This window comes from Saccharopolyspora karakumensis (assembly GCF_004349225.1).
Taxonomy (GTDB): domain Bacteria; phylum Actinomycetota; class Actinomycetes; order Mycobacteriales; family Pseudonocardiaceae; genus Saccharopolyspora; species Saccharopolyspora endophytica.
Genome location: NZ_SMLA01000023.1, coordinates 46799 through 60239, shown reverse-complemented (window position 1 = coordinate 60239; position 13441 = coordinate 46799). Strand labels below are relative to the sequence as shown.

General features: G+C 71.0%; 10 protein-coding genes and 1 tRNA gene. 5 read left to right on the top strand and 6 right to left on the bottom strand.

Translation table 11 applies throughout. The features are described 5' to 3' along the window. Positions 1–190 precede the first annotated feature (190 nt). Complete coding sequence (gene topA, locus E1202_RS16675; RefSeq protein WP_456238809.1) at positions 191–3070, top strand: type I DNA topoisomerase; 2880 nt, start codon at positions 191–193, stop codon at positions 3068–3070. A gap of 64 nt (positions 3071–3134) precedes the next feature. Beyond that, the gene (locus tag E1202_RS16670) at positions 3135–4358 is read left to right on the top strand and encodes a DNA polymerase III subunit delta' (RefSeq protein WP_132684075.1); all 1224 of its coding nucleotides are present in this window, start codon (positions 3135–3137) and stop codon (positions 4356–4358) included. Positions 4359–4366: 8 nt separating this feature from the next. Here E1202_RS16670 and E1202_RS16665 read toward each other — a convergent pair whose 3' ends face one another. From E1202_RS16665 to E1202_RS16640, 6 genes are all read right to left on the bottom strand, one after another. Further along, complete coding sequence (locus E1202_RS16665; protein WP_132684074.1) at positions 4367–5731, bottom strand: hypothetical protein; 1365 nt, start codon at positions 5729–5731, stop codon at positions 4367–4369. A 76-nt stretch (positions 5732–5807) separates the two neighbouring features. Continuing rightward, positions 5808–6830, bottom strand: coding sequence for a LacI family DNA-binding transcriptional regulator (locus E1202_RS16660; protein WP_132684073.1), 1023 nt, complete (start codon positions 6828–6830; stop codon positions 5808–5810). Next, positions 6779–7366 carry an AAA family ATPase gene (locus E1202_RS16655; protein WP_165943877.1) on the bottom strand — a complete coding sequence of 196 codons (588 nt, stop codon included), beginning with the start codon at positions 7364–7366 and terminating at the stop codon, positions 6779–6781. The genes E1202_RS16660 and E1202_RS16655 overlap by 52 nt, the downstream gene beginning before the upstream one ends. Further along, a complete protein-coding gene (locus E1202_RS16650; RefSeq protein ID WP_132684071.1) occupies positions 7363–8739 on the bottom strand; it encodes a sugar porter family MFS transporter in 1377 nt (458 codons plus the stop codon). Before E1202_RS16650 ends, E1202_RS16655 begins: the two co-directional genes overlap by 4 nt. 66 nt (positions 8740–8805) lie before the next feature. Next, positions 8806–9702 (bottom strand): hypothetical protein, encoded by an 897-nt coding sequence (locus tag E1202_RS16645; protein ID WP_132684070.1) that lies wholly within the window; start codon positions 9700–9702, stop codon positions 8806–8808. Beyond that, positions 9699–11123: an FGGY-family carbohydrate kinase gene (locus tag E1202_RS16640; RefSeq protein WP_165943876.1), complete on the bottom strand. Its 1425-nt coding sequence runs from the start codon at positions 11121–11123 to the stop codon at positions 9699–9701. The genes E1202_RS16645 and E1202_RS16640 overlap by 4 nt, the downstream gene beginning before the upstream one ends. A 176-nt stretch (positions 11124–11299) precedes the next feature. Between E1202_RS16640 and E1202_RS16635 the strand changes: the two genes are divergently transcribed. The 3 genes from E1202_RS16635 to E1202_RS16625 all read left to right on the top strand — a co-directional run bounded on the left by E1202_RS16635 (position 11300) and on the right by E1202_RS16625 (position 13419). After that, positions 11300–11373: transfer RNA gene (locus E1202_RS16635), tRNA-Thr, on the top strand. 75 nt (positions 11374–11448) lie between these two features. Beyond that, positions 11449–12087, top strand: a complete 639-nt coding sequence (locus E1202_RS16630; RefSeq protein ID WP_235878487.1) for a LysE family translocator — start codon at positions 11449–11451, stop codon at positions 12085–12087. 375 nt (positions 12088–12462) lie between these two features. After that, positions 12463–13419 carry a threo-3-hydroxy-L-aspartate ammonia-lyase gene (locus E1202_RS16625; protein WP_132684068.1) on the top strand — a complete coding sequence of 319 codons (957 nt, stop codon included), beginning with the start codon at positions 12463–12465 and terminating at the stop codon, positions 13417–13419. Positions 13420–13441 lie beyond the last annotated feature (22 nt).

Below are 13441 nucleotides of genomic sequence, written 5' to 3'. Positions count from 1 at the left end.
CACGAAACGGAACACCTGGGTAACCCGATACGTTCGTACAACAAGACGTCGACGAATATCGACGTGTTATATGCAACCCTGTGCCTTCCCGGTGCGGCACGGCCAACCGTGCGGCGCGCACACTCCAGGGACACGAACGGATGGGCGCCGGGTGCAAGGGATGCTTCCGGAAGAAGAGAGCAGGTAAGCGTTGGCTGGGTCGACACGAACGAAGAAGGCCGGCGGCGGGGCCGGTCGGGCTTCGGGGTCTCCCAACGGGAACGGCTCCGCTACCCGGCGCTTGGTGATCGTCGAGTCACCGGCGAAGGCCAAGAAGATCGCCTCCTACCTCGGCTCTAACTTCATCGTGGAGTCCTCGCGTGGGCACATCCGCGATCTGCCGCGCAACGCCAAGGACGTGCCCGAGAAGTACAAGGGCCAGGCGTGGGCGCGACTGGGTGTCGACGTCGAGAACGACTTCGAGCCGCTGTACCTGGTGAGCGCCGACAAGAAGTCGACGGTCACCGAGCTCAAGGACGCCCTCAAGCAGGTCGACGAGCTCTACCTCGCCACGGATGGTGACCGCGAGGGCGAGGCCATCGCCTGGCACCTGCTGGAGACCCTCAAGCCGAAGGTCCCGGTCCGCCGGATGGTCTTCCACGAGATCACCGAGTCCGCCATCCAGGCCGCCGCCGCCAACCCGCGCGACCTCGACCAGGACCTCGTCGACGCCCAGGAGACCCGCCGCATCCTGGACCGCCTCTACGGCTACGAGGTCAGCCCGGTGCTGTGGAAGAAGGTCATGCCGAAGCTCTCGGCGGGCCGCGTGCAGTCCGTGGCGACCCGCGTCGTCGTCGAGCGCGAGCGGGAGCGCATCCGCTTCGTCTCCGCCGAGTACTGGGACATCGCCGCGACCATGGACGCCGGCCCGGACGCCTCGCCGCGTCGCTTCGGGGCCCGCCTGGTCTCGGTGGACGGCGCCAAGCTCGCCACCGGCCGCGACTTCGGTCCGGACGGGCGGCTGAAGAACTCCGACACCAAGGTCCTCACCGAGGCCGAGGCCCGGCAGCTCGCCGGGGCGCTGACCGAGGCCCAGCTGCGCGTCTCCAGCGTCGAGGAGAAGCCCTACACCCGTAAGCCCTACGCGCCGTTCATGACCTCCACGCTGCAGCAGGAGGCCAGCCGCAAGCTGCGCTTCTCGGCGGACCGCACGATGCGCACCGCGCAGCGGCTGTACGAGAACGGTTACATCACCTACATGCGCACCGACTCCACGACGCTGTCGGAGACGGCGATCGCGGCGTCGCGCAACCAGGCCCGCGACCTCTACGGCGAGCAGTACCTCTCGCCGCAGCCGCGTCAGTACAACCGCAAGGTCAAGAACGCGCAGGAGGCGCACGAGGCGATCCGCCCGGCGGGCGAGAGCTTCCGCACCCCCGGCGAGGTCGCCAACGAGCTGTCCAACGACGTCGACGGCTTCAAGCTCTACGAGCTGATCTGGCAGCGCACCATCGCCTCCCAGATGGCCGACGCGAAGGGCACGACGCTGTCGGTGCGCATCAGCGGCACCGCCAGCAGCGGTGAGGAGTGCACCTTCGCCGCGTCCGGTCGCACGATCACCTTCCCCGGCTTCCTCAAGGCCTACGTCGAGGCCGTGGACTCCGAGGCCGGCGGTGTCGCCGACGACGCCGAGTCGCGGCTGCCGCAGCTCGCTCAGGACCAGCCGATCACGGCGCCGGAGCTGGAGCCCGACGGGCACACCACCAACCCGCCGCCGCGCTTCACCGAAGCGAGCCTGGTCAAGACGCTCGAAGAGCTGGGCATCGGCCGCCCGTCGACGTACGCGTCGATCATCAGCACCGTGCAGGAGCGCGGCTACGTGTGGAAGAAGGGCTCGGCCCTGGTTCCCTCGTGGATCGCGTTCGCCGTGGTGGGGCTGATGGAGCAGCACTTCGGCAGGCTGGTGGACTACGACTTCACCGCCGCGCTGGAGGACGAGCTGGACGGCATCGCGGAGGGCCGCGAGGAGCGGACCCGCTGGCTGGCCGGCTTCTACTTCGGCGGCGAGGTGGGTCCGGAGGACTCGATCGGCCGCGCCGGCGGGCTCAAGAAGCTGGTCGGTTCGTCGGTGGAGGAGATCGACCCGCGCGCGATCAACTCGATCCCGATGTTCGACGACGAGGACGGGCGCACCATCTACGTCCGCGTCGGCCGCTACGGGCCCTACCTGGAGCGGACGCTCCAGGACGAGACGGCGCAGCGGGCGAACCTGCCCGACGACCTGCCGCCGGACGAGCTGACGGTGCAGATCGCCGAGAAGCTGTTCGCCACTCCGATGGAGGGCCGCAGCCTGGGCACCGACCCGGAGAGCGGTCACGAGGTCGTCGCCAAGGAAGGGCGTTTCGGTCCGTACGTGACCGAGGTGCTGCCGGAGGGCGACAAGTCCAAGCCGCGCACGGGCAGCTTGCTCAAGTCGATGTCGCTGGACACCGTGACGCTCGACGACGCGCTGAAGCTGCTGTCGCTGCCGCGCGTGGTGGGTACCGACCCGGAGTCGGGCAACGAGATCACCGCGCAGAACGGCCGCTACGGCCCGTACCTGAAGAAGGGCACGGACTCGCGGTCGCTGGAGACCGAGGACCAGATCTTCTCGATCACCCTCGACGAGGCGCTCAAGATCTACGCGCAGCCCAAGCAGCGGGGCCGCCGTGCCGCCGTGCCGCCGCTGCGCGAGCTGGGCGAGGCCCCGGACACCGGCAAGGCCCTGGTGATCAAGGACGGCCGCTTCGGCCCGTACGTCACCGATGGCGAGACCAACGCGTCGCTGCGCAAGGGCGACGCGGTGGAGGAGCTGTCGATGGACCGCGCCGTGGAACTGCTGGCGGAGCGCAGGGCCAAGGCTCCGGCGAAGAAGAAGGCACCGGCGAAGAAGTCGACGTCGTCGAAGTCGACCGCGTCCAAGAGCACGACGGCGAAGAAGACCACCGCGTCGAAGTCCACCGGCACCAAGACCGCGGCGTCGAAGTCCACTGGCACCAAGACGGCGGCCAAGAAGTCGACGTCGTCGAAGTCGACCACCTCGAAGTCCTGACCGCGGCGTCGGTGCGGCATCGTAGAGTCGTGACCCGATAGCTCGGCACGAGGGAGTTGACGCGATGCGCACCGGCGCTCCGGAGGTACCCGCGACCGGGGTGTGGGCGGAGGTCGTCGGCCAGCCCGACGCCGTCGGCACCCTGCACGCGGCGGCCGACGCGGCGCGTCGGCAGGTCCGGGGTGAGCAGGTCCCGCCGGGTGCGATGACGCACGCGTGGTTGTTCACCGGCCCGCCGGGGTCCGGTCGTTCGATCGCGGCCCGTGCCTTCGCCGCAGCTCTGGAGTGCGAGGACCTCGCGACTCCCGGATGCGGGCAGTGCACCGCCTGCCGCACGGTCCTGCACGGCACCCACGCGGACGTGAAGCTCGTGGTGCCGGAGGGCCTGTCGATCTCGGTGGCGGAGATGCGCGCGCTGGTGCAGGCCGCCGCGCGGCGCCCGAGCACCGGGCAGTGGCGCGTGGTGCTCATCGAGGACTCCGACCGGCTCACCGAGGGCGCGGCGAACGCGCTGCTCAAGGCGGTCGAGGAGCCGCCGCCGCGCACGGTGTTCCTGCTGTGCGCCCCGTCGGACCACCCCGAGGACGTCTCGGTGACGATCCGCTCGCGGTGTCGCGTCCTGCAGCTGCGCACGCCGCTGTCCCGCGCGATCGCCGACGTGCTGCGCGAGCGCGACGACATCGAACCGCAGCTGGCGGAGTGGGCCGCGGAGGTCTGCGGCGGGCACATCGGCCGCGCCCGGCGGCTGGCCACCGACGAGCTGGCCCGCGAGCGCCGCGAGTCCGTCCTGCGCATCCCGCTCGGCCTGCAGCGCTTCGCCGACGTGTTCACCGCGGCGTCCGGGCTGGTCAAGCTGGCCGAGACCGAGGCGGTCACGGCCAACGAGGACCGCAACGAGTCCGAGCGCGAGGAGCTCAAGACCGCGATGGGCGCGGGCGGGACCGGCAAGGGCACGGCGTCGGCGACCCGGGGCGCCAACGCGGCGTTGAAGGAGCTGGAGAAGCGCCAGAAGTCCCGCGCCACCCGCTCCCAGCGGGACGCCCTGGACCTGGCGCTGGTGGACCTGGCCGGTTTCTACCGGGACGTCCTGGTGACCCGCACGGGTTCGCAGGCGGTCCTCAACCACCCGGATTTCGCCCGCGCTTCGGCGAAGGCGGCTGCGGAGTGGACGTCGGAGTCCACCTTGCGCCGCCTGGAAGCGGTCCTGGAATGCCGCACGGCCCTGACGCAGAACGTCAAACCGCTGATCGCCGTCGAGGCCATGCTCGCCACCCTGTTCACCGGGTGATCAGCTGATCAGTGCTTCGCGTGCCTGCGGGGAAGTGCGGCGACGAGGATCGAGCCGAGGAGCAGCAGTCCCGCGCCGGTCCAGAAGATCGGGACCGAGAAGTAGCTGCCGCTGGTCAGCGCGAGCGGTGCGGTGCGCGCCTGCTGGTAGCCGGCCGGTGTGGCCTCGGCTCCGCCCGCGGCGCCGGCGACCGGAGGATCGCAGCGGACGCCGCCCGCGGGAGCCGCGGCGCGCGCGACCTGCTCGCCGAAGGAGATCTGGGCCAGCGCGGTGGGCAGTCCCAGCTCGGTGCCGTCGAGCAGCTTCAGGTCGAAGAGCCTGGTGGTGCCGCGGATCTCGTTGCCCATCGCCTCCTGCTTGAGCTCGCCGAGGCTCAGCCGCAGCACGCCGAGGTCCAGGACCCGCTTGTCCAGGCCGGGAATCGCGGGGATCGGCACGTCCGCGGTCGGGTTCGCCGCGTCGAGCACGGCGATCTCCCGGCCGTCCTGGCTGATGCGCAGCACCGGGGCGGTGTGGTCGACGCGGGTGGTGGCGGGGTCGCCGGTCGCGGTGGCGACCACCACCGGCCGTCCGACGACGTCGACCGAGATCTCCTGCGGCGAACCGCTGAACAGCTTCACCTGCGAGATCTGCAGCTCCGACGTCGAGGTGACGGCCTTGCCGGTCTGCCCGGGGACGTCGGCGAGCCGCACGCTGGAGCGCGCCTCGGCGATCGACGGGACCTCCAGCACGGAACCGCCCAGCCCCGGGATCTGGTTGAGCGCCGAACCGGAGGCCATCGAGTAGCGCGCCTCGGACAGCGGAGCCACCCCGCACGGCCCGGTCTCCTGGTTCCACCGCGCGTGCACGGTGCCGTTCAGCCCGCTGAGCCTGACCAGCTGGTCGGCGGGGGACGACGGCGGCGCCAGTGCGCTGGTGGTGGGCGATTCGTGGTCGGACAGCGCGTTCTGCGAGAGACCGCCGGGGACCTGCGGGACGTGGCCCATGATGCCGACGCCGAACGGTGAGGCCTCGGCGACGGAGTGCTCGTGGGCGAGGTAGGCCTCGGAGTTCACCTGTGCCACGGCACGGCCCATGCCGGCTTCGAGCACGGCCTGCTTGGGCAGCTTGCTCTCGAACTCGGGGTCGTTGAAGAACGCGTCGCCGGGTGCGGTCGCGGGCAGCAGGCGCACGATCCCGAGCATCGTCCCCGCCTCGCCGATGACCGGCCGCGGGATGTCCTCCTGCACGCGCCCGGGAGGTTGGCCCGGGTTCTGCGGCTGCGGCGTCGGCGTCGTGGGGTACGCGCTCTGCGCGAGAGCTGCGGGCATCGACATCCCGGCGATCGCCGTGGTGACCGCCGCGCAGGCGCACAGCCGACGAAAGGCGCGCATCCGACATCCTCCGTGATAGGCGTCACTGCCTCGGTGGATGTATCAACGATCACGACGACGTTCGGTGACGCCTGGGTCACATCCGGCTGACCGCGGCGAGCGGGATCTCGCCGGAACCCCGCGGGACCAGCCGCAACGGCAGGGACAGCGGTGCCTCGGTGGCGGCGGATCCGTCGATCTGCTTGAACAGCTCCTCGGTCGCGGTCCGGGCGACCGCCGCCGGGTCCTGGTCGACTACCGTGACCGCCGGGTAGAGCGAGTCGGCCATCGGGAAGTCGCCGAAGCTGACGAACGCGATGTCGGTCCGGCCGCGAGCGTGCAGCGCGGGCACGACGCCGAGGGAGCAGCGGGCGTTGGAGGACAGCACCGCGGTCGGCGGGTGCTCGGAGCGCAGCAGCTCGTCCAGCGCGCTGCGCGCTTCCGCCGCGCTGGAAATGCCTGTTTTGACGAGGTCTTCGCGCACTCCGACGCGGGATTCGGCCATGGCGCTGCGATATCCGCGGACCCGCTCGGCGGTGGTGTAGACGTCGGGACGGTCGCCGATCAGCGCGATCTCGGTGTGGCCCGAGTGCAGCAGGTGCTTGGTCGCGGCCTGCGCGGCGCCGAAGTCGTTGCCGAGCACGGTGGCGCCGAGCCCGTCGGGCCGGGACGGGCGGTCGACGAACACGACCGGGGTCTGCCCCGCAGCCGCTCGCAGGTAGCTCTGGTCCCCGCTGACCGGAACCATGATCAGGCCGGACACCTGCCGCTGGAGCAGGCTCTGCACCAGCTTGTGCTCGCGTTCCGGGTCGCCGCCGACGCTGGAGGCCAGCACGACGTGGCCGCGCTGCAGGGCGTGCTCCTCGATGACGCTGGCCATCGTGGCGAAGAACGGGTCGGACAGCGATTCCAGCACCACACCGATGGCCTCGTCGCGTCCGACGCGCAGCGAGCGGGCGTGGAAGTTCGGTCGGTAGTTGAGCTCGTCGATGGCGGCCTGCACCTGTTCGCGGGTGGCCTCGGAGACCCCGGCGGCTCCGTTGATCACGCGGGAGACGGTCTTCGGGCTCACTCCGGCCGCAGCGGCCACGTCGTAGAGCGTGGCGTTGCCTGTGCGCACGCCTGCTCCCTTCCGCTCGGGCAGTGCCGGTCGAGCTCGGCGAGTTGTTCGGCCATCGGCGTTGTCGCATCGACTCTAACGTGCTGCGCGACCGGCTCGATCGGCCGCGTGGCCAGCAGTTTCGCCGGATCGTCCAGCTTGGCGCAGTCGCGCGCCGCGGCCCGCCCGCGCATCCTGGTCACGATCACCGCCGGCGGGCAGTCCACCCACACCAGCAGCGGTTCGGCACCTGCTGCGCGGAGCCGCCCGGCGACCGCGGACCACCGGTGCGGGTCGGCGCGCTCGGCGGTGAACGGGGCGACGAGCACCGCCGAGGTGCCGACCCGCAGCGTGTCGGCGGCGGTGCCGAGAAGCGCCGCGTAGCGGGCTTCCCGGACCTCCGGGTCGTCCAGGCGGGTGCCGAACCGCTCGGTCAGCGGGCCGGTGATCACGTCGAGGTCGAGCAGGGCGGCCGAGTACCGCTCGGCCGCCGCTGCGCCCAACGTGGTCTTGCCGCTGGCCGGTTCGCCGGAGATCAGGAGCGCGACCGGGGTCACTTCCGCGCCCTCGCCCGCAGGATCTCCTCGACCTCTTCCAGCGTGCGGTTGCGGGTCTCCGGCAGGTACTTCTTCAGGTAGAAGAAACCGATCAGGCCGAAGGCCGCGTAGAGCCAGAACAGACCGCTGGGGGTGAACGCCTCGAACGCGCTCAGCACCGTCAGCGAGATGATCAGGTTCAGGCCCCAGTGCGTGAACATCCCGAAGCTGCCCGCCTTGCCGCGCAGCGCGGTCGGGAAGATCTCGCTGTTGATCAGCCACATCGCCAGACCGATGCTGGCGGAGAACATCGCCTCGTAGATGATCAGGAAGGCCACCAGCGCCACCGCCCAGACACCGCTGAGGTCGGTGGCGGCGTAGAGCAGGCCGATGACGACCAGCGACACGACCACCCCGCCGAGGCCGACCAGCAGCAGCGGCCGCCGCCCGACCCGGTCGATCAGCAGCAGGCCGACCAGCGTGAACGCGACGTTGGCGACGCCGATGCCCACCGAGGACAGGATCGCCGCGGATTCCCCGAAACCGGCCTTGGTCAGCAGCGTCGGCGCGTAGTAGGTGATCGCGTTGACGCCGACCAGCTGGTTCACCGCGGCCACCCCGATGCCGAGGTAGATCGCCGGCCGCAGCGAGGGCCGGAGCACGTCTCGGTAGGTCACGTTCCGCTCGGCGGTGACCGCTGAGGACAGCGCGGTCAGCTCCGACTCGACGCGGTCGGCGCCGACCACCTTGCCGAGCACGGCTCTCGCCTCGTCCAGGCGGCCTCGGGAGACCAGCCAGCGCGGGCTCTCCGGCAGCCTCAGCAGACCGACGAACATCAGCAGCGACGGCACGGCCGCCAGCCCCAGCATCCACCGCCAGGCCGCGGCGTCGGCGAGCAGGAACCCCGCCAGGTAGGAGAACAGGATGCCGGAACTGATCATGATCTGGTTGATCGAGACCAGCCGGCCGCGGCTCTCCGGCGGCGCGATCTCCGCGATGTAGGCGGGCACCGACAGCGAGGCGGTGCCGATCGCGAAGCCGAGCAGCAACCGAGAACCCAGCAGCGTAGGCAGGTTCGGCGCCACCGCCGAGATCACCGCGCCCACGGTGAAGACCAGGCTGGTGATCGACAGCGTCCGGCGGCGGCCGAGGTTGTCCGCGACGATACCGCCGACCGCGACACCGACGATCGCACCGACGAGCAACGACGCCACCACGATCTGCTGCCACATCTCGGAGAGCTGGAACGCCGGGGCGATGTAGAGCAGCGCTGCGGAGATGACACCGGTGTCGTAGCCGAACAGCAGGCCGCCGAGCGCGGCGACCGCGGTGGCGCCGACGACGGCTCGTCTCGCGGTGGCGGGGGTGGGCGGGGTGACCGGTGTGGTGACCACGGTCGGACCTCATCTCTCCGGCTTCCTTGCCGGTGAAGTTCCTCTTCCTCTGGGTTTTCGGGGTGCTCAGTCGTCGGCGATGGCGGTCCAGGGCGTGGCCCTGCCGTCGATGGCGGCGGCGCAGGCGTCCAACCGGCGCCGGGCGGTGTCGGACAGGAAGGGGCGTCGCTCGGACGGCTCCAGCGCCACCGCGTCCTTCCAGAACGCGCGCCCCGCGATGAATCCCGAGGCACCGCCCTCGTCGCACGAGATGCGCAGCACTTGCTGGAACTCCTCGAACCCGACGCCGGCGGAGAGCACCACCCACGGCACGGTGACGGCTTCGGCGATCCGGCGGCACGCCTCGGCCGAGCCCGGGTACTCCAGCTTCAGCAGGTCGGGCTTGAGGTCGTTGAGCGCGCGAGCGGCCTCGATGATCGCGTCGGCGCGGGACTCGGGGGTGAGCTCGGTTTCGCCGGGCAGCCGGTAGATCAGGTTCTCCACCACCGAGGGGACCCCGTCCGCGCGGCAGTCGGCGACGACCTGCGCGGTGGCGTCCAGCGCCTCGGCGGACACGTCCCGCCCGCCGAGCGAGCGGTCCCGGTCGGCGCGCAGCTGGACGAGGAACTTCACCGCGTGGCCGCCCATGTCGCGCACCCACGCGGCGTTCTGCGCGGGTTCCCGCCGGGTGAGCGGTTCGTCGCCGAACTTGCCGCGCTCGGACGGTTCCGCGGCCACGGCCAGACCGGCGCCGGGGGCGAGGTTGCCGTCCGCGATCGCCGCGGGAACGCCGAAGTCGGGGTCGACGAGCAGGCCGCTGGCGCTCGGCGAGAGCCCGGCGATGACGTCTCCCTTGAAGGTGCGCAGCACGTCGTCGTCGACCGGCTGGCCGGCGGCGGTGAACATGCGGCGCAGGGTGTTGCGCTGGTCGAGGGCCACGATGGCGAAGGTGCCGTCGGATCGCGCGATGTCGGCGAGGGTCACAGCTGAACTCCTGCGGTTGTGAGGGTGTTTCCGGAGAATTGGCGGGCGATGTCCACTGCGGACACCCCGGTCTCGCCTGCGGCGGACCGGGCGGCCTGCGCGGCGAAGAGGGCGGCGCCGTAGGCGCTGGGCTGGTCGACCCGGGCGTACTCGACGGCGGGCAGGCTGCGCTGCTTGGCGGCGCGGAAGCTGCGCATCCGCGTCCACCCGCCTGCGGCGGTGACGTGCTCGTGCGGCCCGGCTTCTGCCGACATCAGCTCGATCACCGCGTCCGTCTCGGCCATCGCGTGGTCCAGGGCCGCCGACCAGGTCGTCAGGGGCGTGACGTCGGATCCGACGAGCTGGACCGAGACGTCCTCGCTGCGCGCGTGCGCACCGCTGATCACGACCGAGCCCGTCGAGCCGTGACTCGCGAGGGCCTGCTCGTCGAGCTCCGCTCGCGCTCGCTGGTCCTGGCGTCCCAGCAGCGCGAGGACGCGGTCCAGCAGGAGTCCGCCGCGGGTGCCGCCGAGCAGGATCCAGCGGTCCGGCAGCACGTGCGCGCCCTGCGCGACGCCGTTCGCCGTGAGCCGCCGGCGCTGGTCGTCGCGCAGCGGAGCGGACACGACGCGCAGCACGGCTTCGGAGGTGCCGCAGGAGTCGAAGAGGTGCTCCCCGTGCCAGACGCCGCTGGCGACCGAGGCGACCGGGTGGTCGTGCCCGGCGACGGTGATCACCGCTCCCCGGACGGCGTCGGGGACGCCCGGGTGGTCGACCCGGCCGATCGGGGTGCCCGCGGTGGTCAGCGGCGGGAGCGCGGAGGTCGGCAGGCCGAGCTGCTGGAACGCCGGTTCCCACGGTCCGCGGGTGCCCTGGTCGAGCAGACCGGTCCGGGAGGCCAGCGAGGGTTCGGTGACGGCCTCGCCGCCCAGCGCCGCGGCCACGAGCTCGGGCACGTTGAGCCACTTCTCGGTGAGATGCGGCGAAATCCCTTGCGCGGCGAGCCAGTTCAGCTTCGCGAACGAGCACAGCGGGCTCAGCGGCAGACCGGTGTGCCCGCTGAAGGAGTCGACGAGTTCGTCGGGCAGCAGCGCCAGCTCCTCGACGCCGCGCTGGTCGAACCACGCGATGACGGGGTGCAGCGGGTCCCGGTTGCGGTCGAGCAGCACGCCGGACTCGGCCATGCCGGTGATGGCGACGCCCACGACGGTCAGCCGCCGCGCGGATTCCTCGGCCACTCGCACGGCCCCCGACAGCGCGGACAGCACGCGGTCGAGGAGCGCGTCGACGGGCAGTTCGCTGCCGCCGCCCGCGCATCGGTGCCAGTCGGTGGCCGTTCGTCGGACGCTCAGCGTCACACCGCTCAGATCGGCGACGAGCGCCTTGATCTCGGTGCTTCCCACGTCGATGCCCACGACCGCCTCGGTCGTCGCGAAGCCCACCACGGCACCTCCTCGCTGCTCGCGCGGCCGCTCCGCCGCTCTCGGAGGCCACTGAACAGGGTGGTGGACATCGATGTCAAAGCTTTTTCGATACAGTTCGGACATCGATGTCAAACGCGAAGGCCGGGGGGTCGCGAGGGGCTCCGGATCAGGCCAGCTACACTTGTCCGCGCACTGCCGCCTTAGCTCAGTCGGCCAGAGCGACGCACTCGTAATGCGTAGGTCAAGGGTTCGATTCCCTTAGGCGGCTCAGCGGTGACCGGCCACCTCCCGAGAAATCGGGAGGTGGCCGGTTTCGTTTCGCCCCGCCCGGTAGGTTCGGCGGGTGGAATTCGTGCCGCTCGCCTCGCTGCTCGGTGTCGTGATCGTGGAGTTGGGCATGGTGCTGACTCCCGGGCCCAACATGGTCTACCTCGCATCCCGAGCGACCTCGCAGGGTCGGCGTGCCGGGCTCGTGTCGTTGGCCGGGGTGGGGCTTGGGTTCCTCGTCTACCTGGTCGCCGCCGCTGCCGGGCTGTCGGCGCTGTTCGTGGCGGTGCCGGAGGCGTACCACGTGGTGAAGCTGCTGGGAGCGGCCTACCTCGCGTGGATGGCGTGGCAGGTCCTGCGACCCGGCGGCGGATCGCCGTTCGAGCTGCGCGATCTGGTGGCGCGTTCGACTGCCCGCCTGTTCGGCACGGGTCTGCTGACGAACCTCCTGAACCCCAAGATCGCGCTGCTGTACACCGCGCTGATCCCGCAGTTCGTCGATCCCGCGCTGGGTGCGACGTGGTGGCAGTTCCTCCAGCTCGGCATGGCGCAGATCGTCGTCGCCGTGACCGTCAACGGCCTCATCGTCCTCACCGCCGCCGCGCTCGCCGGGTACCTGGCCCGGCATCCCCGCGTGCTCCGCGCGCAGCGCATCACCTCTGGCACCCTGTTGGGCTTCTTCGCGGTCAAGATGGCCACCAACCGCCCCGGCTGAGCCAGACCCGCGCGGGAGCCGCTCCGACGGCGAAGACCGCAGGCCACCCCCAGTGACCTGCGGTTCTTCTCCGTGCGGGACCTGCGGATCGTTGATCCCGAAGTCCTGGGCGACATGACGGCGTGCTCGTGCCCGGCGTCGTCGGGGCTCAGCCGCCGGTGAGAACCGGCGCCTGCGACGGTCTTCGTCCGTAGGACGCAGCGGCCACGACGAAGGTTGTTCGCGCGCCTCCATCTTTCTCCTGCCGGTCTGCGGTGCTGCTGAGCGGCCCGCGCCTGGTGTTGGGGCGGCTATCGTGTGGCGGCCGGGCGTGCGAGGGTGCTCCGTGCGGGGCGCGCCCGGGAGGGTTCGACAGCGGCATCCGTGGAGGTCGGGATGGTTGTGCGGTTCGAGGACGTCGTCGCCGCAGCCGAGCGGTTGGAGGGGGTCGCCCACCGGACTCCCGTGCTGCGGTCCCGGTTGATCGATGAGCAGCTCGGGGCGGAGGTCTTCTTCAAGGCCGAGAACTTCCAGCGGATGGGGGCTTTCAAGTTCCGAGGGGCCTTCAACGCCGTGTCGAAGCTGTCGGAGGAGCAGCGCCGGGCCGGGGTGGTGACCTACTCGTCCGGGAACCACGCCCAGGCGATCTCGTTGGCCGCTGGGCTGCTGGGCGTGCCCGCGACGATCGTGATGCCGCACGACGCTCCGGCGTCGAAGGTGGCCGCCACCAGCGGTTATGGCGGCAAGATCGTGCGCTACGACCGCTACTCCGAGGACCGCGAGGAGATCGGGAACGCCCTGTCCCGCGAGCAGGGGCTGACGCTCATCCCGCCCTACGACCATCCGGACGTGATCGCCGGGCAGGGGACCGCGGCCAAGGAGCTCTTCGAGGACGTCGGGGAGCTCGACGTCTTGTTCGTGCCGCTCGGCGGGGGAGGGCTGCTGTCCGGGACGGCCTTGGCCACCAGGGCTTCGTCGGCGAACTGCCTGCTGCACGGGGTCGAGCCGGAGGCCGGCGACGACGGGCTGCGCTCGCTGCGCAGCGGCGAGATCGTGCACATCGACACGCCCCGGACCATCGCCGACGGGGCGCAGACGCAGCACCTCGGCGCGCACACCTTCGAGATCATCCGGCGGGACGTCGACGACATCCGGACCGCGAGCGATGCCCAGCTCGTCGAGGCGATGAAGCTGTTCGCGACCTACCTGAAGATCGTCGTCGAACCCACCGGGTGCCTCGGGTTCGCCGCCGCCCGACAGGCCGCGCCGGAGTTCGAGGGCAAGCGGATCGGTGTGATCATCAGTGGCGGCAACGTCGACCTGGAGCGCTATGCGAGTCTGCTGGGTAGCTAAGAATCAGTCACGTGACTTAAGC

Excerpts from the sequence above, each read along its gene's own strand:
- E1202_RS16625 (WP_132684068.1), top strand. The coding sequence starts at position 12,463 with ATGGTTGTGCGGTTCGAGGACGTCGTCGCCGCAGCCGAGCGGTTGGAG.
- E1202_RS16670 (WP_132684075.1), top strand. The coding sequence starts at position 3,135 with ATGCGCACCGGCGCTCCGGAGGTACCCGCGACCGGGGTGTGGGCGGAG.
- E1202_RS16665 (WP_132684074.1), bottom strand. The coding sequence starts at position 5,731 with ATGCGCGCCTTTCGTCGGCTGTGCGCCTGCGCGGCGGTCACCACGGCG.